At 63.2% G+C, this 23,334-nt stretch carries 21 protein-coding genes and 2 pseudogenes; 19 read left to right on the top strand and 4 right to left on the bottom strand.

Annotation, left to right across the window (positions count from 1 at the left end):
- Positions 1 to 23: 23 nt before the first annotated feature.
- Genes hisS through der form a run of 4 tightly spaced genes read left to right on the top strand, consistent with a single transcriptional unit; the run spans position 24 to position 4,417 of the window.
- A complete protein-coding gene (gene hisS / locus C4901_RS10845) occupies positions 24 to 1,238 on the top strand; it encodes a histidine--tRNA ligase (protein WP_110138621.1) in 1,215 nt (404 codons plus the stop codon).
- On the top strand, positions 1,228 to 1,860 hold the full coding sequence (locus C4901_RS10840; RefSeq protein ID WP_110137341.1) for a tetratricopeptide repeat protein: 633 nt from the start codon (positions 1,228 to 1,230) through the stop codon (positions 1,858 to 1,860). Before hisS ends, C4901_RS10840 begins: the two co-directional genes overlap by 11 nt.
- Positions 1,857 to 3,029 (top strand): outer membrane protein assembly factor BamB, encoded by a 1,173-nt coding sequence (gene bamB, locus C4901_RS10835; RefSeq protein WP_110137340.1) that lies wholly within the window; start codon positions 1,857 to 1,859, stop codon positions 3,027 to 3,029. Before C4901_RS10840 ends, bamB begins: the two co-directional genes overlap by 4 nt.
- Positions 3,026 to 4,417, top strand: a complete 1,392-nt coding sequence (gene der / locus C4901_RS10830) for a ribosome biogenesis GTPase Der (RefSeq protein WP_110137339.1) — start codon at positions 3,026 to 3,028, stop codon at positions 4,415 to 4,417. Before bamB ends, der begins: the two co-directional genes overlap by 4 nt.
- Here der and xseA read toward each other — a convergent pair.
- The gene (gene xseA, locus C4901_RS10825; protein WP_110137338.1) at positions 4,408 to 5,898 is read right to left on the bottom strand and encodes an exodeoxyribonuclease VII large subunit; all 1,491 of its coding nucleotides are present in this window, start codon (positions 5,896 to 5,898) and stop codon (positions 4,408 to 4,410) included. The genes der and xseA overlap by 10 nt on opposite strands.
- Before the next feature lie 53 nt (positions 5,899 to 5,951).
- Positions 5,952 to 6,266, bottom strand: coding sequence for a hypothetical protein (locus C4901_RS10820; protein ID WP_110137337.1), 315 nt, complete (start codon positions 6,264 to 6,266; stop codon positions 5,952 to 5,954).
- Positions 6,267 to 6,397: 131 nt separating this feature from the next.
- Here C4901_RS10820 and guaB point away from each other — a divergent pair, with 131 nt between their 5' ends.
- From guaB to C4901_RS10790, 7 genes and pseudogenes are all read left to right on the top strand, one after another.
- Positions 6,398 to 7,855, top strand: coding sequence for an IMP dehydrogenase (gene guaB, locus C4901_RS10815; protein ID WP_110137336.1), 1,458 nt, complete (start codon positions 6,398 to 6,400; stop codon positions 7,853 to 7,855).
- 4 nt (positions 7,856 to 7,859) lie between these two features.
- A complete protein-coding gene (gene guaA / locus C4901_RS10810) occupies positions 7,860 to 9,446 on the top strand; it encodes a glutamine-hydrolyzing GMP synthase (RefSeq protein WP_110137335.1) in 1,587 nt (528 codons plus the stop codon).
- A 388-nt stretch (positions 9,447 to 9,834) separates the two neighbouring features.
- On the top strand, positions 9,835 to 10,710 hold the full coding sequence (locus tag C4901_RS10805) for a tyrosine-type recombinase/integrase (protein ID WP_110137334.1): 876 nt from the start codon (positions 9,835 to 9,837) through the stop codon (positions 10,708 to 10,710).
- Positions 10,711 to 10,724: 14 nt separating this feature from the next.
- A pseudogene (locus C4901_RS10800) lies at positions 10,725 to 11,648 on the top strand (IS91 family transposase); the annotation flags it as partial.
- On the top strand, positions 11,634 to 11,978 hold the full coding sequence (locus tag C4901_RS19425; protein ID WP_370445982.1) for a TIR domain-containing protein: 345 nt from the start codon (positions 11,634 to 11,636) through the stop codon (positions 11,976 to 11,978). The pseudogene C4901_RS10800 and the gene C4901_RS19425, both read left to right, overlap by 15 nt.
- Positions 11,953 to 12,558 carry a TIR domain-containing protein gene (locus C4901_RS10795; RefSeq protein WP_205735953.1) on the top strand — a complete coding sequence of 202 codons (606 nt, stop codon included), beginning with the start codon at positions 11,953 to 11,955 and terminating at the stop codon, positions 12,556 to 12,558. The genes C4901_RS19425 and C4901_RS10795 overlap by 26 nt, the downstream gene beginning before the upstream one ends.
- A gap of 411 nt (positions 12,559 to 12,969) precedes the next feature.
- A complete protein-coding gene (locus C4901_RS10790; RefSeq protein WP_110137331.1) occupies positions 12,970 to 13,209 on the top strand; it encodes a hypothetical protein in 240 nt (79 codons plus the stop codon).
- A gap of 467 nt (positions 13,210 to 13,676) precedes the next feature.
- Here the strand turns inward: C4901_RS10790 and C4901_RS10785 are convergent, their stop codons facing one another.
- Together C4901_RS10785 and C4901_RS19420 are read right to left on the bottom strand one after the other, a co-directional pair.
- The gene (locus C4901_RS10785; protein ID WP_240611754.1) at positions 13,677 to 14,573 is read right to left on the bottom strand and encodes a hypothetical protein; all 897 of its coding nucleotides are present in this window, start codon (positions 14,571 to 14,573) and stop codon (positions 13,677 to 13,679) included.
- 72 nt (positions 14,574 to 14,645) lie between these two features.
- Positions 14,646 to 14,699, bottom strand: a pseudogene (locus C4901_RS19420) (SEC-C metal-binding domain-containing protein); the annotation flags it as partial.
- A gap of 2,035 nt (positions 14,700 to 16,734) precedes the next feature.
- Between C4901_RS19420 and C4901_RS10780 the strand changes: the two are divergent.
- The 8 genes from C4901_RS10780 to C4901_RS10745 all read left to right on the top strand — a co-directional run bounded on the left by C4901_RS10780 (position 16,735) and on the right by C4901_RS10745 (position 23,288).
- Complete coding sequence (locus C4901_RS10780; protein WP_205735952.1) at positions 16,735 to 18,204, top strand: hypothetical protein; 1,470 nt, start codon at positions 16,735 to 16,737, stop codon at positions 18,202 to 18,204.
- 16 nt (positions 18,205 to 18,220) lie between these two features.
- Entirely contained in the window at positions 18,221 to 18,595 is a 375-nt protein-coding gene (locus C4901_RS10775; RefSeq protein WP_145960698.1) for a c-type cytochrome, read from the top strand.
- Between the two features lie 225 nt (positions 18,596 to 18,820).
- Positions 18,821 to 19,123 carry a c-type cytochrome gene (locus C4901_RS10770; protein ID WP_110137327.1) on the top strand — a complete coding sequence of 101 codons (303 nt, stop codon included), beginning with the start codon at positions 18,821 to 18,823 and terminating at the stop codon, positions 19,121 to 19,123.
- Positions 19,124 to 19,219: 96 nt separating this feature from the next.
- Positions 19,220 to 19,771: a hypothetical protein gene (locus tag C4901_RS10765; RefSeq protein WP_110137326.1), complete on the top strand. Its 552-nt coding sequence runs from the start codon at positions 19,220 to 19,222 to the stop codon at positions 19,769 to 19,771.
- A gap of 30 nt (positions 19,772 to 19,801) precedes the next feature.
- The gene (locus tag C4901_RS10760; RefSeq protein ID WP_205735951.1) at positions 19,802 to 20,542 is read left to right on the top strand and encodes a cytochrome c oxidase subunit II; all 741 of its coding nucleotides are present in this window, start codon (positions 19,802 to 19,804) and stop codon (positions 20,540 to 20,542) included.
- A gap of 53 nt (positions 20,543 to 20,595) precedes the next feature.
- Entirely contained in the window at positions 20,596 to 22,482 is a 1,887-nt protein-coding gene (locus C4901_RS10755) for a cbb3-type cytochrome c oxidase subunit I (protein ID WP_110137324.1), read from the top strand.
- A gap of 19 nt (positions 22,483 to 22,501) precedes the next feature.
- On the top strand, positions 22,502 to 23,056 hold the full coding sequence (locus C4901_RS10750; RefSeq protein ID WP_110137323.1) for a cytochrome C oxidase subunit III: 555 nt from the start codon (positions 22,502 to 22,504) through the stop codon (positions 23,054 to 23,056).
- Positions 23,057 to 23,096: 40 nt separating this feature from the next.
- Positions 23,097 to 23,288 carry a cytochrome C oxidase subunit IV gene (locus tag C4901_RS10745; RefSeq protein ID WP_110137322.1) on the top strand — a complete coding sequence of 64 codons (192 nt, stop codon included), beginning with the start codon at positions 23,097 to 23,099 and terminating at the stop codon, positions 23,286 to 23,288.
- The last annotated feature ends 46 nt before the right edge of the window (positions 23,289 to 23,334 follow it).

Raw genomic sequence — 23,334 nt, 5'->3', positions numbered from 1 at the left:
GCGGCGTTGCCTCGTTGTTGCCCATGGATGCCGTGCGCTGGGGGGCGGTCGAGGATTGCCTGCGTGCGCTCATGGACGCCTATGGCTTTCGCGAGATCCGCCTGCCGATTCTGGAGCGTACCGAGTTGTATGCGCGTGCCGTGGGCGAGGTCACAGACATCGTCGAGAAGGAGATGTACACCTTCGCCGACCGCAGCGGTGACAGCCTGAGCCTGCGTCCGGAGGGGACCGCCGGCTGCGTGCGAGCCGGTATCGAGGGCGGACTGTTCCATAACCAGGCACAACGCTTGTGGTATCAGGGGCCGATGTTCCGTCACGAGCGGCCCCAGAAGGGGCGTTACCGGCAGTTCCATCAGTGGGGCGTGGAGGCCTATGGCATGGCCGGTCCGGCCATAGAGGCCGAGGTCATCGCGCTCGGGGCGCGCGTATTGGCGCGACTCGGGGTGCAGGCGCGCCTGCTCGTGAACTCCTTGGGGACGCCCCAGTGCCGGGAACGCTATCGTGAGGCCCTGGTACATTATCTAGCGGTACATCGGGGTCGGCTCGATGACGACAGCCTAAGGCGCCTGGAGCGCAATCCCTTGCGGGTGCTGGACAGCAAGAACCCTGATATGGCGGCGCTGCTTGCCGAGGCGCCGGCCATCGCCGATTACTGGAGCGCGGAGTCACGATCGCATTTCGCGGCCCTGGAGGACCATCTGGCGGCATTGGGTGTGGTGTTCGAGGTGGCGCCGCGACTGGTGCGCGGGCTCGACTACTATACGCACACGGTCTTCGAATGGACGCCGCACGAGACGTTGGCGCAGGCGACGGTGATCGCCGGCGGCCGCTACGATGGGCTGGTATCGGGGCTCGGCGGGGCCCCCACGCCGGCGGTCGGTTTCGCGATTGGCATGGAGCGCCTGGTGGCGCTCGTCACGCGCCTGCCGGCGCCGCCCGTGCTCGATGTGTTCATCATGACGAACGCATCTTTCCAGCAGCGGGCCCTGGTGCTGGCTGAGGGTCTGCGCGATGCGGGCCTGACCGTGGAGACCCATCTTGCGGGGGCCAGCGCCAAGAGCCAGATGAAACGTGCCCGGGACAGTGGGGCGCGGGTGATCGTGGAGGCGCAAGACGAGGCGCGGGCGGCCATCGTCCAGGCGGGGGCCGTGAAGGGCGAGGGTGTCATGACGTGGGCCGAGGCCGTGGCACGGATTTCACAGATTGTGGGGGCGGAAGCGAAGATCGATGGCGAATGATTGGGCGCACGATGAGTTGGGAGACATCAAGGAATTTTGGCGCAAATATGGACGCGTCATCGCCTACGGCGTAATCGCGGCGGCGCTTGTCGTAGGTGCGGTCTTTTATTACCGCCACTACAGTGCGCGGCAGCGGATCCTGGCCGGGGCGCTGTACGAGGAGGTCTTGAACGCGGCAAGCCAGATGCGCTTTGGCCTGGCCACGGCCGCCGGCCACAAGCTTGAGAAAAGTTACGCGTCGACGCCCTATGCCGGCCAGGCGGCATTGCTGCTGGCGCGTCTTGCCTATGAAAAAAATGAGATCCCGGCGGCCATCGCCGCGCTTAAGTTCGCGGCGCATAAGGGCCGCCAGTGGAGTGTGCGCACCACCGCGCGTCTTCGCCTGGGCAGCCTGCTGTTGGCGCTCGGGCATCCGCACAAGGCGTGGGGCTATGCCCATATCGCCAAGCCCTACGGCTTCAAGGCCATGGCGCTCGGACTGCAGGCCGAGATCCTGGCGCGCGAGGGGCACAAGCGGCAGGCGCTGGCGGCCTTCGGTGAGGCCTTGAAGGATGCGCCGAAGAAATCGGCCGTGACGACCTTGTGGCGGCGCGAGCAGGCGCAATTGCGGGCGGCGTCATGAAGCGCCTGGTTGCGATCCTCATGGCGGCGGGGCTGCTCGGTGGCTGCGGGCTCTTTAGCAGCGCGCGCAACGTTGCTCCGCCGGCCAAGCTCAAACCCTTTCACGCACGCCTCAAGGTGACGCGCGTGTGGTCGCACGATACCGGTAACGGCACGGGTGGTTATGATCTCGTCTTGCGTCCGGCGCGGGTTGGCGGCACGATCTATGTGGCCAACGAAAACGGAGTGGTTGCCGCCTATAAGGCGCGCGACGGTCATAAGCTCTGGCGCCGGCACCTGAAGGCGCAGATCACGGCGGGCGCCGCGGCCGGGCATGGGCTGGTGGTGGTGGCCACGAGACGCGGGCGGGTGTTGGCCTTGAAGGCCAATACCGGGGCCAATGCGTGGACGGCGCAGGCCCCGAGCGAGGTGGTGGCGGCGCCGGTGATCGCATCGCATGGCGTCTATGTCGCCTCGCTCGACGGCCACGTCACGGCCTTCGGCCTCACCCATGGCCGCCAGCTATGGATGGCGGCGCATACGCATCCGGCGTTGACGCTCTTTTTGACGGCGCGCCCGACGTATGCCACGGGCGTGCTTTACGAGGGTTATGCCAACGGCGAACTGGTGGCGCTGCGGACCACCAACGGCGAACGGCTGTGGACGAGCGCGGTGGCGCAGCCACGCGGCGGCGACGCCGTGGAGCGGCTCATCGATCTGGCGCACCCACTCTATACCCAGGACATCGTGTATGTCGACGGCTACCACGGCGCGGTCGCGGCCCTGGCGGCGCACTCGGGGCGCATCCTCTGGGGTCGGCCGCTATCCTCGTACCGCAGCATGGCCCTCGGGGGCCAGGCGCTTTACGTGGTGACCGCGCATAGCCGCGTCATGGCGCTCGCCAATGCCAGCGGCGGGACCTTGTGGACCCAGAAGGCCCTTTTGAATCGCCGGCTTGGCAGTCCGGCGCTGGCGGGCCCGGCAGTGGTGGTAGGTGATCTCGCCGGCTATACGCAGTGGTTGTCGCGGCGCACGGGTGAACTGGTGGCGCGCAAGCGCGTCGGTGAAGGTGCGATACGCGCGGCCCCTCTCGTGGCGTCGGTCGGCGGGCATAAGGGCCGCCCCTATGTCTTCGTGCTCACCACCACCGGACGACTCACCGCGCTGAACTTCCGACCCGTCCGGCCATGAAGCCGGTGGTGGTTCTTGTCGGGCGGCCCAACGTCGGCAAGTCCACGCTTTTCAATGCGCTCACGCGCTCGCGCCAGGCGCTGGTCGCTGACCTGCCCGGTCTTACCCGCGATCGACAGTACGGGGAGGGCCGGGTCGGCGGGCGGCCGTATCTGGTCGTCGATACCGGCGGCATCGTGCGCGACCAGGACCCGCTTGCGACCCTGGTGGCCTCCCAGACCCGATTGGCGCTGGCCGAGGCCGATGCCGTCGTCTGCGTGGTCGATGGCCGTGACGGCCCGAACCCCGACGATTTTCTGATCGCAGACCAGATTCGCACGCTCAATCGGCGCATATGCCTGGCCGTCAACAAGACCGAGGGCGTGGAGCCGGAGGTGGCGGTGGCGGAATTCCATGCCCTGGGTCTCGGGCGGCCCCACGCCATCGCCGCCACCCATAACCGTGGGCTCGACAAGCTCATGACCGCGGTGTTGGCGGGATTCCCGGCGCCGACCGGCGAGACGCCGACTGGGGGCATGCGCATCGCGCTCGCCGGGCGCCCCAATGTCGGCAAGAGCACGTTGACCAATGCCCTGCTGGGGGAGGAGCGGGTGGTGGTCTCGGATCGGCCGGGGACCACGCGTGACAGCATTCACATCCCGTTTACGCGCGACGGCAAGGACTACGTTCTCATCGACACCGCCGGGGTGCGCCGCCGCAGTCACATTACTGATCCGCTCGAGCGCCATAGCGTGGCCAAGACCCTGCAGGCGGTCGATGAGGCGCAGGTCGTGCTGCTCGTGTTCGATGCCCGCGAGGAGGTGAGCGAGCAGGACGTGACGCTCGCCGGTCATATCCTGGCGCAGGGGCGCTCGCTCGTGCTCGTGGTCAACAAGTGGGAGGGTCTCGATGGCGCGCGCCGCGACTGGATCCGTCGGGAACTGGCGCGCCGCTTGCCGTTTCTGTCGTTTGCGCAGCCGCATTTCATCTCGGCGCTCGAGGGATTGCACATCGGGCCGCTGTTTCCGGCCATGGAGCGCGCCTACCGCTCGGGGGGCCGCATCCTGCCGACCCCGGAGCTGAACCGCGTCCTGAGAGAGGCGATCACGGCCACCGCCCCGCCCATGGTGCGCGGCCGACGCATCAAGCCCAAGTTCGCCCACCAGGGTGGCAAGTATCCTCCACGCGTGATCGTGCATGGCAACCTCGTGGCGGAGACGCCGGACGCTTGGCGGCGTTATCTCGCGCAGCGCGTACGCGAGCACTTCCGCCTCGAGGGTACGCCCGTGGAGATCGAGTTTCGCGAGGGTGACAATCCGTTCGCCAACCGCCCGGTCAAGGCGCCGAGCGCGCGCACCGAGGCCAAGAGACGCCGCTTGAAGCGGTTTCGCAAGGCCCACTACGGCTGAATTGCCTTCACCTCGACGATGATCTCCCCTGCGGCCAGGCGCACGCGCAGGGATGTCCCCGGGGGGCAAGCAGGCGCCTCGCGCACCACCCGCCCGTCACCGTCCGTGACGATCGCATAACCGCGATTCAGCACCGCCGGCGGTCCGGTCAGGGTCAGGGCCCGGTCGAGTAGCGCCACGCGCTCGGTGCGGGTCTTCAAGGCCTCCCGCATCGCGCGTTGCAGCCGGTCTTTCAGAAGACCGTGGCGGACCACGAGGCGCTCCCATAGGCGATCCGGCGGGTGCCCCCGCAACCGCTCATTCAGGCGCGTAAGCCGCGATTCGCGGGCGCGCAGGGCGGCGCGGATCGCGGCGGCGAGCCGCCCGGGCAGGGGCGCTGCGCGCAGGCGGTAGGCGTTGAGCCGTGCCGTAGGCGAGCGTCGCTCCAGCCGTTGGCTCAAGGCGAGCAGCCGGGCCCGTCCGCGTGCCGGATAGGCGGGCAGCGCCATGATGAGTCGCCGCGTGAGGGCGGCCACCACCAGGCGTCTTTCCGGGAGGCCTCGCAGGGGCTGGGTGAGGAGCCGCCGTTTCAGGTCATCGAACCGCTGCATGCGTTCACGAAGCGTCCGTTCCAGGAGTCTCTGGAGCCGGTTGCGCGCCTCGGCGTGGCGGCGGCGCCACAATACCTGGTCGGGGCTCAGGAGTTCCGCGGCGGCCGTGGGGGTGGGGGCGCGCACGTCCGCCACCCAGTCGGCGATGGTGGTGTCGGTCTCGTGCCCGATGCCGGCGACCACCGGCAGCTGGGAGCGGAAGATGGCGCGCGCCACGATCTCCTCATTGAAACACCAGAGATCCTCCAGCGAGCCGCCGCCTCGGGCGAGCAACAAGACGTCGCATTCACGCCGCTCGTTGGCGAGATCGAGCATGCGCGCGATGGCCGCTCCCGCGTCCCGCCCTTGGACTGGTACCGGATAGAGCAGCACGGCGATCGCCGGGAAACGGCGCCGCAAGGTCGTTACTATGTCGTGCCAGACGGCGCCGTCGGGGGAGGTGATGACGCCGATACGGTGTACGCTCGCCGGGAGCGGCTTTTTATGGCGCGCATCAAACAGCCCTTCGGCGGCGAGGGTGCGCTTTAGGGCCTCAAAGGCGCGGCGCAGGGCCCCTTCCCCGGCATCCTCCATCTGTTCGACGATGAGCTGGAAGTCGCCACGCCCCTCATAGAGGCTGACGCGAGCGCACACCAGCACCTGCAGGCCGTCTGTGACCGCGCAGCACGCGCGCCGCGCACCGCGAAACAATGCACAGCGCACCTGTGCGCGCGCATCCTTCAGCGTGAAATAGATGTGGCCCGAGGACGGTTGCGAGAGGTTGCCGATCTCGCCCTCGACCCATACGCGCCCCAATCGATCCTCGAGCAGGCCGCGGACCTCCTGGTTCAAGCGCGACACCGTGTAGACCGGGAGGCCTTGTCGGTAGGATGGCGGGCTGTCGGATTCCATCGCCGCACCATACCCTAGAACGCCCCGGGCAGGGAACCCGGGGCGCTTATGGTTCAGTGGGGATAATAGGGCTTGGCGTGGGCGTTGGCTACGGCCTGGCGCTCGGCCGTCTGGCACTGCAGGATGACCATGTTCGCGGCCTTGATCGCCGCGCCGTAGTGACCCTTGGCATCGGCCGTGCGCGCCACGGCGAGCAGGTGCGGGGTGGCGAGCCATAGCGCGCCGTGGGCGCGGGCGTCCTTGACCGCGATATCGGCCTGCTTCAGGCGTGCGCCGGCGACCGCGCTTTGCGGGGCGTGGTGGGTGGTTATGTGCGCGCAGCCCGCCAGTACCAGCGCGCATGCGGCCGCAAGGGCGATTTTTCTCATTTGCTTGCTCCTCCTGATCGGTATGGGGTTAGTGTATAGACGTTCGCGGTCGAAAAACAAAGCCAGGCGCGCCCGCCAGGGGCCGGTCCGCGGGGCGTTTACGGCCGCGCGGGCTTTCCGTATAATGCCGCATGCGTATCGTTCAAGAAGCCCTGACATTCGACGATGTCCTCCTGCTGCCGGATCATTCGCGCGTTCTCCCCCGTGATGTCGATCTGAAGGCCACACTCTCCCGCCACATCCGACTCAATATCCCGCTGTTGTCGGCGGCCATGGATACCGTGACCGAGGCGCGGGCGGCGATCTGCCTGGCCCAGGAGGGCGGGCTTGGGGTGATTCACAAGAATCTGAATGCCGCGCGCCAGGCCGACGAGGTCCGGCGCGTGAAGAAGTTCGAGAGTGGGGTCATAAGTGATCCGGTGACGGCGACCCCGGACATGACGGTGCGCGCGGTGGTGGGGCTCATGCGCAGCCACCACGTCTCGGGGGTCCCGGTCATCCGCGATGGGGAATTGGTGGGCATCGTGACCAGCCGCGATCTGCGCTTCGAGACGCGCAATGACGAGTTGATTGCGCGCATCATGACCCCCAAGGAGCGGCTCATCACGGTCAAGGAGGGCGCGTCGCGCGACGAGATCCAGGCGCTTTTGCACAAACATCGCATCGAGAAGGTCCTGGTGGTGGATGACGGTTTCCGTCTCAAAGGGCTGGTGACGGTCAAGGACATCCAGAAGGCCACCGAGAAGCCCTTGGCCGTGAAAGACGGCAAGGGGCGGCTGCGGGTCGGTGCCGCGGTCGGGGTCGGCGCCGGGACCGAGGAGCGCATCGAGCGCCTGCTCGAGGCCGAGGTCGATGTGCTCGTGGTCGATACCGCCCACGGTCATTCCGAGGGGGTGCTGGAGCGCGTGCGTTGGATCAAGAAGCACTATCCGGACGCCGAGGTCATAGGCGGGAATATCGCCACCGGTGAGGCTGCGCGGGCACTCGTGGATGCCGGGGTCGATGCCGTCAAGGTGGGTATAGGACCAGGTTCGATCTGTACAACGCGTATCGTCGCCGGGGTCGGTGTTCCGCAGGTCACGGCCATCGACAATGTGGCCCGGGCCCTGGCGGGGACCGATGTCCCCTTGATCAGTGACGGTGGGATCCGCTATTCGGGCGACATTGCCAAGGCCTTGGCCGCCGGGGCGCATACGGTCATGATCGGCAGCCTGTTTGCCGGTACCGACGAGGCCCCGGGTACCGTTGAACTCTACCAGGGGCGGTCGTACAAGACCTATCGTGGCATGGGCTCGATCGGGGCCATGCAGGATGGTTCGAGCGATCGGTATTTTCAGGAAGACGGGGCCCCCGAGAAACTCGTCCCCGAGGGGATCGAGGGCCGCGTACCCTATCGTGGGTCACTCGTCAGCATCGTCTATCAGCTCATAGGGGGGCTGCGGTCGAGCATGGGCTACACCGGGAGCGCCGATCTCGCGGCCATGCGCGAGCACGCGCAATTCGTGCGTATCACGAATGCCGGCATGCGCGAAAGCCATGTGCATGACGTCACCATCACCAAAGAGCCTCCCAACTATCAGCGGGGCTGAGGGCATGTCGGCAGAGGTGAAGGCGGCGACCCCGGGTCTTGAGCGGATCCTGATTCTCGATTTCGGCTCGCAGTATACGCAGCTCATTGCCCGGCGCGTGCGCGAGGCCGGCGTGTACTGCGAGATCATGCCCTGTGATGTCGACGACGGGGCGATCCGCGGATTCGCGCCGCGCGGCGTGATCCTGTCGGGTAGCCCCGAGTCGGTCAATGAGCGCGATACCCCACGAATTCCGGACGCGGTGCTGGCGGCGGACGTGCCGGTGCTCGGGATCTGCTACGGCATGCAAGCCCTGGCCGCACAGCTCGGTGGTCAGGTGGCGGCCGCAGCGCATCGTGAGTACGGTTACGCGCGCGTGCGCACTGTGGGCCATTCGCCGCTGCTCGCGGATCTGAGCGATGGTGGCGAGGACGAAGCGGTGCTCGATGTATGGATGAGCCATGGTGACCGCGTCGAGGCCTGTCCGACAGGGTTCCTGGCGATTGCCGAGACCGACAATGCGCCATTCGCCGCGATCGCCGATGAGGCGCGGCGCTATTACGGTTTGCAGTTCCATCCCGAGGTCACCCATACCCGCCAGGGGCAGCGTATCATCGAGCGCTTCGTACATGGGATCTGCGGCTGCCCGCGCGCCTGGACGGAGCGGGCGATCATCGATGGCATTCTCGCGGACATCCGGGCGCAGGTGGGTGATGAGGAAGTGGTGCTCGCGCTCTCCGGCGGCGTCGATTCCTCCGTGGTCGCGGTGCTCCTGCATCAGGCGATCGGTGACCGGCTCACCTGCGTATTTGTGGACAACGGACTTTTGCGGTTGCACGAAGGTGATCAGGTGATGGCGACCTTTGCCGATCATCTCGGGGTGCGCGTGATCCGCGTGAATGCCGCGGCCCGTTTTCTGGGGGCCTTGAAGGACGTGGACGACCCGGAGCGCAAGCGCAAGATCATAGGCGAGACCTTCATCACGGTGTTTGAGGAAGAGGCCGCGCGCCTTGCGCGCGTGCGCTGGCTTGCCCAGGGGACCATCTATCCCGATGTCATCGAGTCGGCGGGCACCAAGGGCGGCAAGGCCCGGGTGATCAAGTCCCATCACAATGTGGGCGGTCTGCCCGAGCGCATGAAGTTGAAGCTGCTCGAACCCCTGCGGCTGCTGTTCAAAGACGAGGTCCGGCGCATCGGGCTTAGTCTCGGGTTACCGGAGGCCATGATCCACAGGCACCCCTTTCCAGGGCCGGGTCTGGGCGTGCGTATTCTCGGGGCCGTTGAGGAGCGCTATGCCGATATCCTGCGGCAGGCCGACGCAATCTTCATCGAGGAGCTGCGGCGCGCCGGCTATTACGACAAGGTGAGCCAGGCGTTCGCGGTGTTCCTGCCGGTGCGATCGGTGGGGGTTGTGGGCGACGGCCGCGCCTATGAGCATGTCATTGCCCTACGCGCCGTCGAAACCGTCGATTTCATGACCGCGAACTGGGCTGAACTTCCCTACACCCTGCTCGGGCGCGTCTCAAGCCGCATCATAAACGAGGTGCGTGGTGTGAGCCGCGTGGTCTATGACGTGTCGGGCAAGCCTCCCGCGACCATCGAGTGGGAGTGAATTTACGTCCTTCGAGGACTATCGCCAGTTATCGAAAAACCACCGTAACGTGCTGATCTGGAAAGAAATACGTCGCGGCAACTATCGGTAGCTATCGCCGGCTAGCAGAAAAAGTTGACGGTAGCGCTGACGGTAAAAATCGAGGCCGGATTAAGACGCTCTCGTCCACTATTCAGACTTTTACCGTCTTTGACGGTAAAAGCCTTCTCGGGAATGCCTGTTTTGGACTAAACCGCTGACGCGGTAGCCCCTTCGATGGGTTTCCTTGCTAATCATTAGCAATCTGCCAATTTCATCACGGCTCCATCGCTATTCCCTACCGGGCCGGTTGGCGTGACGATACGAGGGCTGTTTTCCCTCAACGGTCGTACCAACCAGGAGTCCATCCATGACCCCACTGCGTCAACGCCTGCTCGAGGATATGCGTATCCGCAACCTTGCCCGGAATACCCAGGAGACCTATCTCCTGCAGGTGGCTACCTTTGCCAAACACTTTGCCCGCTCGCCCGAACTCCTTGGCCCCGAGGAGGTACGCGCCTATCAAGTGCATTTGCTGAATGCCCGGAAGCTTGCGCCGAGCAGTATCGCGATCGCCGCGGCGGCGCTGCGTTTTCTCTACTCCGTGACCTTGAGGCGTGATTGGGCTCTTACGGACATTCCGCTGCCGAAGAAACCCCACACGCTACCTGTCATTCTGAGCCGCGAAGAGGTGGCCCGGCTCCTGGAAAGCGTCGCAGACCTCAAGCACCGCACGATTCTCATGGTCGCCTACGGCGCCGGACTGCGCGTGAGCGAGGCCACGCACTTGAAGGTCGCCGACATCGATAGTGCGCGCATGATGCTGCGGGTCGACCAAGGCAAGGGGGGCAAAGACCGCTATGTGATGCTCTCGATGAAGCTGCTTCACGAGCTGCGGTGTTACTGGCGCCGGACGCGCCCGCGGGATTGGCTCTTCCCCGGCGAGCGCTTCGGCCAACCCATCACCCGGGACGCGGTGGCTGCGGCCTGTCAGAAGGCGCGCCGTTTGGCCGGCATCGACAAGCCCCTCACCCCCCATTCGCTACGGCATGCCTTTGCCACCCACCTCCTGGAATCGGGTACCGATCTGCGCACGATCCAGCTGTTGCTGGGGCATCGCAGCCTCGCGACCACCGCGCGCTACCTGAAGGTCGCCACCCAGACGGTCTGCGCCACGCAAAGCCCCTTGGATCTTCTGCCCCATGTCCGGACACCGAGCAAGCCGGTTACACCGGCGTATTTCTAAGCCAGTCGTCACCCGTGCGGCCCGCCCTCGAGGTGGCGGACATCTTCCGCCAGCATGGTCCCGCCTACCGGCGTGTGCACGCCGGTAGGCTTGGTATCGCACGCACGCGCGTGATGCGCGCGATCGAGCAGTGCCGCACAGCGCCTCTCGGCGGCCACGTGGAGCGCTGCGACGCATGCCACAAGGAGCGCATCAGCTACAACTCCTGCCGCAACCGGCATTGTCCCAAGTGCCAGTCCTTGGCCCGTGCCCAGTGGCTGGAGGACCGCCAAGCGGAACTGCTCGAGTGTGAATACTTTCACGTGGTCTTCACGCTGCCGCGCGCGATCGCGGCCATGGCCTACCAGAACAAGCGAGCCCTCTATGCGCTCCTCTTTCAGGCAAGCGCCGAGACGCTCGCGACCATCGCCGCCGACCCCAAGCACTTAGGCGCCGAACTGGGTTTCATCAGTATTCTGCATACCTGGGGGCAGAATCTGATGCATCACCCGCATGTGCACTGCGTGGTGCCAGGTGGCGGGTTATCGCCCGATGGACAGCGCTGGATCGCCTGCCGCCCTGGGTTCTTCTTGCCGGTGCGCGTACTCTCGCGGTTATTTCGCCGCCTGTTTCTGGAGGGGCTGAGCAGGACGTTCGCCGAGGGGGCACTGACGTTTCATGGAGATCTTGCGCCCCTCGCTGATCGCGCAAACTTTGACGCCGCGCTCGCCCCCCTTCGCGACACCGAGTGGGTGGTGTATGCCAAGCGCCCATTGGGCGGCCCAAAGCAGGTGTTGGAGTACCTGGGGCGCTACACACACCGCGTGGCGATCTCCAATCATCGCCTCGTGAGCCTAAACGAAGGCGACGTCACGTTTCGCTGGAAGGACCCCTCGGCCACGGACAACAAGTGGGAAGAAGTGAAGCGTGGCGGTGACGCGGCGATCCGCAGATGGATTGACGAACAACTGACTGGGCGAAGCTGCACCATCGTGCTGGTTGGTGCCGAAACAGCAAGCCGTCGATGGGTCAAGTACGAAATCGAGAAGTCCTGGAACGATGGGAATAAAGGCCTCTTTGGCATCCGCATCCACCGTCTTCTTGATCACAGCCAGCAGGCAACGGTTGCTGGCAGCAACCCGTTCGACCAGTTCACGTGGAAAGACGGACGCAAGTTGTCGGCAGCCGTGAAGCTCTATGACCCGCCATACGCCGCCAGTGACGATGTCTATGCACACATCAGTCAGAATATCGGGCAGTGGATTGAAGCTGCGATTGCGAACCGCTAGCCATGGCAAAAAGAGTTTCTTCAGCTTCCACTATAAGGACGTGATTGACTTTCGAGCCAATGTCGTCCGCAAGCATTGGGTCGCAAAAGAACGCGAAGAGGCTGGATACTTCGATGCGTCGATCTGGAAAGAAGCGCAGAAGACGAATGATCTCGGGCAGGCGAGATTGATCAAGGGTGCGCTGGACAACACCTCCGCAACGTGTGTCCTCGTTGGAAGTCAGACCTATGCGCGTCCCTGGGTGCGCTACGAGATTGTCAAGAGCATCTGTAGAGGGAACCGTGTTTTCGCGGTTCACATCAATCAAATCAAGGGTAAGGATCAACTGACAAAGTCGAATGGCCCCAACCCGTTCGACTATCTGGCCTTGAAGTACAGCGACGATGGCAAGAAAATCGAGGTCTTCGAAGCCAAAGACGGGAAATGGGATGTCTATGCGAAGTTGTCGGGCTATACACTGGAAAACACCGCTGCCGAACAGCGATGGGGGAAGTTCTTCAAATTTTTGTCGCTGGGCTACAAGATTTATTGTTGGTCTGAAGATGATGGGTACAACAACTGTTCTACTTGGGTCGGTTGACTTTTCTATGTATCAAGCCGCTCATCAGATCGACCGTGACTGCTAAGCGGTTCACAGTGATCACGGGCGGGTTGACGTGGTGTGGTCGCGATACGGCGCATCTTTCAGTATGCTTACGCCTGATTGATGATGGTGTCGCCAGAGTCGCTTCCCCGCAAATCGCCCCATCTCCCGCACCAGCAAAAGATATGCGCTTCTGACGGTAAAAGCGACGGTAAAGCCCCATTTCGATCAAAGCCAAGTCCTTTAACCATGCGGGTTTGGAGACCTTGTCGATGATGGAGTGGGAGTGAGATCGGGTCCTTCGGGGACTACGCCGGTTATCGAACGCCTGTCGTACCATGTGGATGTTCAAAGAAATACGTCACGACCCACAGGTGGCGATCGCGACGGCCCGCGAAAAGCTGCGGGATGTCGAAGGCTGTCGCCTACGGCAAGTCCTCGGCGCTGGAGAAGCGGCGCAAGACGCATCGACTGACTGTCAAGACCTTTGGCGACGTGGCCGGGAAGTGGCTGACCGGTGCCCGGATGGCCGACAGCGCGAAGGCGAAGCGCAAGAGCAACGTCGACCAGGCATTCTGCCGGTCTTCGAGAACCGGCAAATCAACGAGATCACCACCGATGGCCGGCGCGCCCTGTGCAACAAGGTGAAGGCATGTGGTGTGCCCGTCACCACGGTGTACATCCGGACATCGTGGAGCCGGTCTATGCCTTCGTCATCCTGCGCGGCGGAAGGATCGCGCCTCATCGCCGCCGGAGATCCGGCTCATGGTGTGGCAGATCGAATTGATGGCGACCCTTCCGGCTGGCGCTGCGCATAATCCTCTGGCGCTGGTGTGCAAGAGCGAGCTGAGCCGGGCGACCTGGGGTGGGGGCGGTTTCGAGAACGCAATTTGGATGGTCCCGAAGCGATGCATGAGGGGGCGCAATCGGCAGACGGTCTATCTGTCGCAAGGTACTCGACATTGTCGTGGCGCTGCACGCCCGCGCAGCCGGCTCCAAGTTCGAGTCGCTATCGCGCTACGATGCCGATCACTGTATGTTGAACGCGACTTTTAATGGGGCTACACAGATTTGTGGCGGAGCGGGCCAAGGCCGCCGGTGCTGCAGTCAGACGTCTATGTGAGCATGGGGAAATGCACAATCTTGGGGAGGAGCGGCAGGGCCTTGACCCGGTAGTCATGACACAGGAGTTTGTCAGAGATCGGTTCGACCACGGCAAGCCCCAGAAAGCCTGCGAAATGCACAAGCGCGCGCCATGTGTAGCAGGAGCGCAATGTCTGCTCGGGGGCGATTATGTCGTTTGGCGGCACCTCGCTTACCAGCATCGGGAAGGCGGTCAGGAAAGCGTCTTCATAGAACCGGTGCGGTCGCCAGACGGTGCCGTAGCGCGCCAGCAGGTATAGCGTGAACAGGAAGGCGTGCTGGATGAACGGCAGGTCGGGGTAATGATCCCAGTAGCCCCAGTTGCAGCGTTCGACGTAGGTCCGAAAGAGTCTCGGATAGATGGCTGCGAGGCCGTTATCGCCCAGCATGCGGCGGGCGTCCCGGGTGAGCAGGAACCGTCCCCGGTATTTGCGTATGAGGCCCGCGAGCCCGGCCGTCAGGCGCGCGACGTGCAGTTCGAAGAAGTCCGGTTCGCTGTTGATGGCGCCGAACCGCGTCCGGTCCTGATAGGTCTTTTCATCCCAATAGGAACGCGCCACCTCCCGGCACATGGCCCGGGGCAGATTGCCCGTGGCGGTCGGTTTCAGGCCCTGGTCGCCGATGGCCTTGGCCAGCAGGCCAAAAAGCCTCGATATCGGGGCCGTCGCGCCGTCCTCCGGCGCCTCGGCGATGATCGCTACCTCCGGTGAGGCAAACGGCCGGTATAGTATGCTGCGCATCTGCTCGGGCGACAGCCCGTGGAACTCATCCAGCGGGTGCTCGTTTTGCCGCCGCACATGGTCGGTGACGAACGCCTGTAACTCCTCGAGCGAGCCGAACTCACGACCCTCGAGGGCCTTACGCACCATTTCGGTGGCGCGTTTCGCGTTGGAATCGGGGTCCGCATCGCTTGGCCGGTTGTGACAGCACTGCCGATATGTCTTCCCGCTTCCGCAGGGACAGGGATCATTATCGCCGATCGAGGATATCGTCATGGGCCTTGCGCATTGTGATTGGCGAATGTCGAGGCCTTCCGGGGCAGCCGGACCGACATATTCCGGCCCGGCGGACCCATGAAGCGCCGTACGCGCATTCCTGTCGGAGGACCGGTTCGGGTCATTGTGCCACGATCGATGCCCTCGATCGACTCCCGTGGTCTTCGATCCGCCGGCCCGCGTGCCGGTCATGGGTCGTATCGGGGCGGGGCAGGCGGTTTTTGCGCATGAGGGTCCCGGGTCGCCATGATGCCCGGACATATTTGTCCCTTCGCCGACTGCCATGACCCACGCCCATCCCGCCTTTCTCATAGCCTGATCGCGGCAAATCCAGCCAGAACCCTGGCGGGCGCGTGCCGGTCCTCATGCCACCATCGGCGGCAGCGATGGTTTGATGGGGCGCGCGAAGGCCCCGGTCCCTGCCGGCCTTGGGTGCCATGGCGCGTTATTCGCCACCTTTGTGCCTGTGCTATACCCGCCACCCCGCGCCGCCACGTCGGTGATGTGCAGGATCACGCAGGGCGCACATCATGAATGCCGGATGTCCGCTCTGTGTCGGGGAACCGCGTGGAGTCTTTTACGGCCCATCGCGCCCGGGCCCTCCCGAGGGCGCGCCGCACGACTATGCACGGTTGTGGGGCAGTGGCGCCGTGGATCGCCCGTTACACTGGCATGACCGCGTTGCGCATCTGCCCGTGTCAGGGGCAATCGCGCCAAGATGCCCCGATAAGGGGCTTGCGCTTGGGTTCGCTCTATGGTTACATGCGCCCCCGGCAGTTATCTCTTTCGAGGGATGGACATAACAGAGACCCGGCTCGATAGAACCTGGGCCTCGAGGCAAAGAGGGTAACCGGCCGCTTGTTGGACGATGTTAAAAACATCTATATATTAGAATCTAGTGATGCATTCTTGGCGGCGCGGTATCGGAGAATGTTCTTGCGAAACCATGGGCTATCATCTAACATCGCTCCGATAGCTCAGCGGTGGACATGCGGAGCAACCAGGGTCGGGAAGGCGGTCTCGCATCAATCCCTTCCATGGAAATAGATATATCACGGGCGGGTTTTGTAGGGCTTGCGAAGGGCGGTTGCAGTGAACGCAAGGGGCCGGCGGGATTCTGGGCTTGCAGGGCAAGGGATGGCGCCACCAGTACAAACGGACCGCGGAACGGCTTGTCCTTTCGGCGGTTCACTCTATAGAACGACTAGTGATCGCGCCCGGGTACGAGGGGCGCGTGTAAGCAGGGCGGAAATCTAGCAGATGTCGAGAGAGCGACAGGCGAAGCCGGTACCCTCAGTGTGGCCCAAAAACGGACCGCTGGGTACGCTTTTCCTGACACACGGCCTTGCATGGGTGATACACGGGTTTTGGTATCACATCCGCCACGCCCTGACCGATTTCCGGACATTTCTCGATACAGGCCGTAACGGCGATGGGGCGTCCACCCCCACTCTTTTGCTTCACGACATGACGCCTTTTTGGCGACCCGATTCCCATAAAAACAACCCGGCACGCGGTTACTCAGAAGGGCTCCGTCGCGTAGTCGGTTCCTTACCAATCCCGCCCCGCCCCAGGAAGAAGGGCGCGGCCTTCCCGCTTATCTCTTTGTTCGTGTCACCGGCACACTTACGTCTAGCCACCGTCGCGACGCTACGGTGTCGATCATGGCCCTACGTCACCGTTAGACGGCATGGACATGAAAAGTTCCCGTTCGCCATCGCGCGCCCCCTGGCGGTGGGGGAGGGCGCCGGATAGCGAAGTGGGCGAACCGGTTTGAGGGCGTGCTGTAAGGGTCAACCTTACTGCGGATCGGGTGTGGCCCAAGGTATCCGGGACCCGATGGTTGACCAAAAGACGAGGCCCGCCTGGGCGGGTGAGGAGACAAGACACCAGGGCGCGGTGACCGAAGAGATAGTCGGCGAGTTCGGGCTCGGTTGCAACAACAGGCGTCGAGTCTTGTGTTTATATGTTCCACAGGGAGAAGAAAAGTATGGCCTTTAAAATACCAAGATTAGAACCTCGGAAAATTCTTGCATTGACATCCATCATCGGCGGGCTGGCGATGTCGGCCAATGCTTGGGCGCTCCCGAGTTTCGCGCGGCAGACCGGTTGGTCGTGCGCCACCTGCCATACCTCCTTCCCGCAGCTCACCCCCATGGGGCGGATATTCAAGCTGATGGGCTATACCACCGAGAACCTCCAGCCGCAGCAGAAGATCGATGCCAAGGTCGGGAACGTGGTACACCTGCTGCTGCCGCGCATCTCGCAGTTCTCGATCTTCGTGCAGGCCTCGGACACCCACGTGGCGGGCGGTCAGGGGGTGTTGGGTGCGGCCCCACGGACTTCGGGCAAAGGCCAGCCTGTCGGGCGCAACAACAATCTGGAGGTCCCGCAGCAGGTGAGCCTGTTCTATGCAGGTGAGGTCACCCCGCATGTCGGCGACTTCCTGCACATCACCTACAATGGTCAGGGCGGCAATTTCGCGTTCGACGACTCGAGCATCGTGCGCACGCAGGCCTGGAAGCTCGGGCTGCACAACACCCTGATCACGGGCGTGGATGTCAACAACACCCCGAGCGCCACCGACCTCTGGAACACCTCGCCCGATTGGCAGGCGCCGTTCTTCACGTCGAACTATACGGCCGAAGGTGCGGTACCCACGACCTTCATCGGCTCGAGCCCGGGGGCTGCGTTCCCCTTGATCGGTCTCGGCGCCTATGCCGCCGACATCGTGGGCCCCAATCGCGCCAACTGGTTCTATGCCGAGGCCGACGCCTACGACAATGCCGAGGGTACCGGTACCGCGCCGAACCTGGGTGGATTTTTTGAAGGGGGGTCGAACAGCTCGTTTGGGCAGCTGGCCGGCACGGCGCCCTATCTCCGTCTGGCCTACCAGCATGACTGGTCGGACTGGAACTGGGAGGTCGGGACCTACGACATGTGGTCGCGGGTCTATGCGAGCCCCATCAGCTCGGCAGTCAACCGCTTCTACGACTATGACCTGGACTCCCAGCTGCAGTGGCTTGATATCAACGACAACAACAACGTCACGGTGCGTGCCAACCTGATCCACGAGGATGCCAACTTCGCGGCAGGCGCGGCGAATACCAGCCTCACGCACGGCCAGCTCAATACCTTCAACCTGAACGCCACCTACTGGTATCACGATACCTATGCGGCGCAGGGTGGCTTCCAGGATGTGACCGGGACGGCCAACAGCAACTTCTGGGGCGGCAACATCTATACCTCCGCCAACGGCTCGCCCAACACCACCGACGAGTGGGTGGAGGCCTCCTATCTGCCATGCGGCAACATCTATACCTCCGCCAACGGCTCGCCCAACACCACCGACGAGTGGGTGGAGGCCTCCTATCTGCCATGGTGGAACACGCGGCTCTCGGTGCGCTACACGATGTTCAACAAATTCCGCGGGCTCACGGGGAATAACGGGACCAGCCCGTCGAAGTTCAACACCATCGAGCTGCTGGCCTGGATTGCCTATTAAGGGAAGGATGCTGATCATGACAAACCATTCACAGACACAGGAATCGAAGCGACCCTCCATGGGTGCGGTCTGGCTGATCATGACAAACCATTCACAGACACAGGAATCGAAGCGACCCTCCATGGGTGCGGTCTGGCGGCCGGTGGCGGTAGCGGTGTTGTTGGCCGTGGCCGGGACGGCCGGGGCGGCCACCAAGACCAAGGTGGTCTCGGGACCCACGCCCTATCGCGTGAGCAGCGACTGCGCGGTCTGTCACGGCATGCACGGGGCGAGCACCGACTACAACATCATCCCGCGGCTGGCCGGCCAGCATAAGGCCTATCTCGTCATGCAGTTGAAGCAGTTCCGCAACGGCCACCGCGCCGACCAGAACGGCAACATCTGCAGTTGAAGCAGTTCCGCAACGGCCACCGCGCCGACCAGAACGGCAACATCTACATGGCGCCGGTGGCCCAGGGGCTGACCACAGGCCAGATCGACCAGGTGGCGAGCTACTTTGCGAAGCAGCGCCCGCGCTTTCAGGCAAGCGGTGTGCATCATGCCGGCGCCAAGGCCGGCAAGGCGATCTTCATGAACGGCGTGACCTCCGAGCAGATCCCGGCGTGCATGGAGTGCCATGAAGCAGCGCCCGCGCTTTCAGGCAAGCGGTGTGCATCATGCCGGCGCCAAGGCCGGCAAGGCGATCTTCATGAACGGCGTGACCTCCGAGCAGATCCCGGCGTGCATGGAGTGCCATGGCGCCAACGGTCAGGGCGCCAGCACGTTCCCGGACATCGCCGGACAGCGCTACCGCTACATCGTCCAGCAGCTCACATACTTCCACAACGGGACTCGTAAGAACGAGCTCATGAACCAGATCGCGAAGAACATCACCGTGCCGCAGATGAAGGAGGTGGCCGCGTATCTGTCGTCTTTGTAAGACGATCCGCAGGAAGTAGGGCCGGCCTGGTGCCATGAGGGGCGCCGGGCCGGGCTGGTGGCACGCCTTTGCGTCCATATTAGGAGGAAACAAGAAATGGCGGCAGGAAAGGGTACGGGGGTAGTCCTCGCATCCGGCGTGTTATGCGCCGCGGTGATATTCGGGGCGCTACGGTGGGAACACACGGTTGCGTTGCCGATGAGCGCCGGGAAGGTGGTGAACGGTGTTCATCATTACACGGTCAACGAATTTAATTATTACTATGTACCGGACCATTTTACGTGGCATGTGGGCGAGAAGGTGCAGCTGACGATCATGGATCGCTCGCAGTCGGCACCGCCCTTGCCGCATCAGTTCTCCATCGGCCGCAACCTTGTGACGCGCAATAATGGTTTTCCGCACTCGCAGGCCTTGGCGGTCGGTTGGAAGACGAACTTCTTCGACGGGGTGCCGATTACGGCGGGTGGTCAGACGGGACCCATACCGGCGTTCTCGGTGAGCCTGAACCCGGGGCAGAAGTTCACGTTCAGCTTCACGGTCCCCAATAAGCCCGGGAAGTGGAATTACGCCTGCTTTCTTCAGACCGGTCAGCACTACATGAACGGGATGCATGGCCGGATCAATGTCTTGCCGGCGCAGGGGACCTAAGGGGGAGCGATGAGCGCAAGAGCGGAAAATTTGGTAAAGGCGTTCGGTGGCTTGGTGGTCGCGTGGATCATCGGCATGGCGATCGCAGAAGGACTGACGGCGTACGGGGTCGACCACTGGCCGTTGTTGGGGAGCGTGCAGGCGCACATTACGGCCGACGCCACCATCTATTTGATCTGGCAGGCGGTGGCGATCTATGTACTGGTGGGCGGGACGATCGTCTACTGCGCGATCCGTTTTCGGGCGCGTCCCGGCGACTCCGGGCCGCCGGCCTATCAGAGGCGTTACTTTGGACCTTTCGTGATCTTTTGGTTGATCATGAGCATCGCGATCAATCTGGCGAACACGATCTATCCGGGTATGGTGGGTCTGGAGCAACTCTGGGGGATCCAGCTGAAGGCCAAGCATCCGCTTGTGGTGGACGTGACCGCCCAGCAATGGAAGTGGACGTTCTCCTATCCGAAGCAGGGAATTACCGACGTCTCCAAGCTCGTGGTGCCGGTGGGCCAGACCATAGACTTCGTGTTGCGCACGAAGGACGTGATGCATGACTTCTGGGTTCCGGCGTGGGGTGTCAAGAAGGACGTGATTCCAAACGAGATTCGGCACCTCTATGTCACCCCGACGGTCCTGGGGTCGACAAAGACGAACCCGATGATCCGCGTCCAGTGTTCGTTGATCTGCGGCAATGGGCACCCGATGATGCGTGCGCCGGTCGAGGTATTGACCAAGGCGGCATTCAAGACCTGGGTGTCGAACAACAGTTTCTGAGGCGCCGGAACGATCGGCAGGACATGATTCCCGGATAGAAAGAGGAAATTACGATGGCGACTACAGATGTTCAGGGGCGGACGGTAGGTGGGGCAGGTGGAGGGGAACAACCCTTCGTCTGGTCCATGGTATTGCCGATGGTCCGCGCGGGCTTGTTTGGGTTTATCGGCTATTTCGCGGCGGCGTGGATTACCGCCATGGTGACCCATTCGGTGATCGTCAACCCCTTGCCGGCCACGCTGGGTTATGTGTTCGGCTTGCTCGGCTGGATCGCTGGGAGCGGTATCTGGGACGGCTGGATCCGTCGGGCGTTCGGGGGCGAAGAGGCGCCGTCGCTGACCGGTGTGGAGCGCTACTTCCGGTTCAGCTCCGATCCGAAGGCAACGGCCGTGCGCTACGTGATCTTCAACGTGCTGGCCTTTTTCTTTGCGGGGCTTGCGGCGATGATGATCCGCATACAGCTGCTTACGCCGGATTCCACCAGCTGGTGGTTGTCGGAGGTCCACTACAATATGACCTTCGGCATCCATGGTCTGATGATGCTGCTGGCGGTCGCGGCCTCGGTCATCGTGGGCGGTATGGGCTACTACCTGCTGCCCATCATGCTCGGGGCGCGCACCGTGATCTATCCGCGCTTGCTGGGCTTGAGTTGGTGGCTCCTGCCGCCGGCCGCGGTGGCGGTGTTCCTTAGCCCCTTGATCGGCGGCTTCCAGACCGGCTGGTGGGGTTATCCGCCGCTTGCGCAGAACAGTGGTAGCGGCATCGTGTTCTACGCGCTGGGCGCGGCCACGCTGCTCACGAGTTCGCTTCTGGGCGCACTCAACATCATGGGCACCATCATTTATATGCGCGCCAAGGGGATGAGCCTTGGACGTGTGCCCATGTTTGTCTGGGGCCTGTTCGCGGCATCGACGATCCTGATCGTAGAGGCGCCGGCCACGTTCACCGGCACCTTGATGGATCTGTCGGATATGATCCTCGGGAGCCACTTCTATACGGGCCCGACGGGTATACCTTTGGCCTACGATGATCAGTTCTGGTGGCTGTTCCATCCGGAAGTGTATGTGTTCGCATTGCCCGCGTTCGCGCTGTGGCTCGAGATTCTGCCCGCGGCGGCGCAACGGCCGCTGTTTGCGAGAAACTGGGCGGTTGCCGGTCTGCTCGGCGTCAGCATGGTCGGCGTCATGCTCGGCGTGCATCACTACTTCACGGCGGTGAGCGCGGTGCGCATGCCGATCTTCATGACCATCACCGAGACCGTGTCGATTCCGACGGGCTTCGTGTTCCTGGCTGCTCTGGGTACGCTATGGGGCGGCCGCCTGAAGCTGTCATCGCCGGTGTTGCTGTGTCTCATGGCGATGATGAACTTCCTGATCGGGGGTCTCACCGGCATCTTCAATGCGGACGTGCCGGCGGACTTCCAGCTGCACAACACGTATTGGGTCATCGCGCATTTCCATTACACGATCCTGGGCGCGGTCATCTTCTCGTGGCTGGCGGGTCTGTACTGGTGGTTCCCGAAGGTCACGGGACGCATGGTCAATGAGTTCTGGGCGAAGTTCCACGCCTGGTGGTTCTTCATCTTCTTCAACATGACCTTCTTCCCGATGTTCATCCTGGGTATCGAGGGCATGAACCGGCGTATCGCCGTGTATTTGCCCTACCTGCACCCCTTGAACGAGTTCGTGTCGATCTCGGCATTCTTCCTGGGTGCGGGCTTCCTGATCCCGGCGGCGAATCTGTACATCAGCTGGCGGTCGGGCAAGAAGGCCCCGCAGAATCCGTGGGGGAGCAAGTCTCTCGAATGGCATTCGCCGTCGCCGACCCCGTATATCGTGTTCCCTGAAGGGAGCGAGGTAACGGTCGTGGGCCCGAATGACAACTATGCGGATGGTGCGCCGGAGCCCTTTGTCTGGGCGCCGACGGCGGCTGGCAAGTAGGAAGCGGAGGATTATTACTATGGCAGTCGAGAGTACGGGATCTTTGATGGATCCGGCCCCGGAAAGGGCAAAGCGCGGCGCGTTTTTCTTCCCCATGCTTTTTATGGGGATCATCTGCGCGGCATTCGACCTGGGGCGCTTCCTTTGGGGTGGAACGGGCGTGCCCAAGGGCGCGGACTTCGGGACGGGCGCGGCCCTGACCGTGATCATGCTGCTTAGCATAGGCCCGATGCTTGGGGCGCGCGGGAAGCTTTCGCGCGGGCAGGACGCCGCGGCGCTCGGGAATTTCACGCTCCTTATGGTGGTTGGTATCCTCATGATAGCGGGGATCATCTCCACCTGGGGCGCGGTTCCCATCGGTCTGGGCTATGGGGGCATCTACGACATAACGAGCGGGTGGCTCGGTCTATATTTCGTGGCGGTGACGCTCGCCTTTCTTGCCAGCATCATGAAGGGCAAGCGCGTGCCCGCGCGGTTCAGTGCGGAGCGCTGGGTGGCACACAATGTCGTGAGTTTCTGGGGTTTCATGGTCCTCGTCTGGACCGTGTTCTTCATCGTGTTCTACTTGGCTTAAACGGCGTAGGCCGCGTAGCGGAGCAAGGAGGGAATCGCATATGAACCTTTCGCACTTGTCATTCGTCATCCCCACGGGGGCCGATACGCCAATGTTTTTTTGGCTCACCGGCTTCATCGGGTTCCCGATCGCCTTTCTATCGCTGTTCTTCTGGTGGGTCCTGAAGCAGGCAGCAAATGAGGATCGCGTACGCATCCTGAAGCGCGAAGGCGAGAAGGAAGATCAGTACTAGGAAGTTTAAGGGAAACGGGTCCCGTCGGGCGGGGGAATGGACGCCC

Origin of the sequence: Acidiferrobacter sp. SPIII_3, assembly GCF_003184265.1 — a bacterium.
Taxonomy (GTDB): Bacteria; Pseudomonadota; Gammaproteobacteria; order Acidiferrobacterales; family Acidiferrobacteraceae; genus Acidiferrobacter.
The sequence above is the reverse complement of the archived record's forward strand: the minus strand, read 5'-3'. Positions and strand labels throughout refer to the sequence as shown.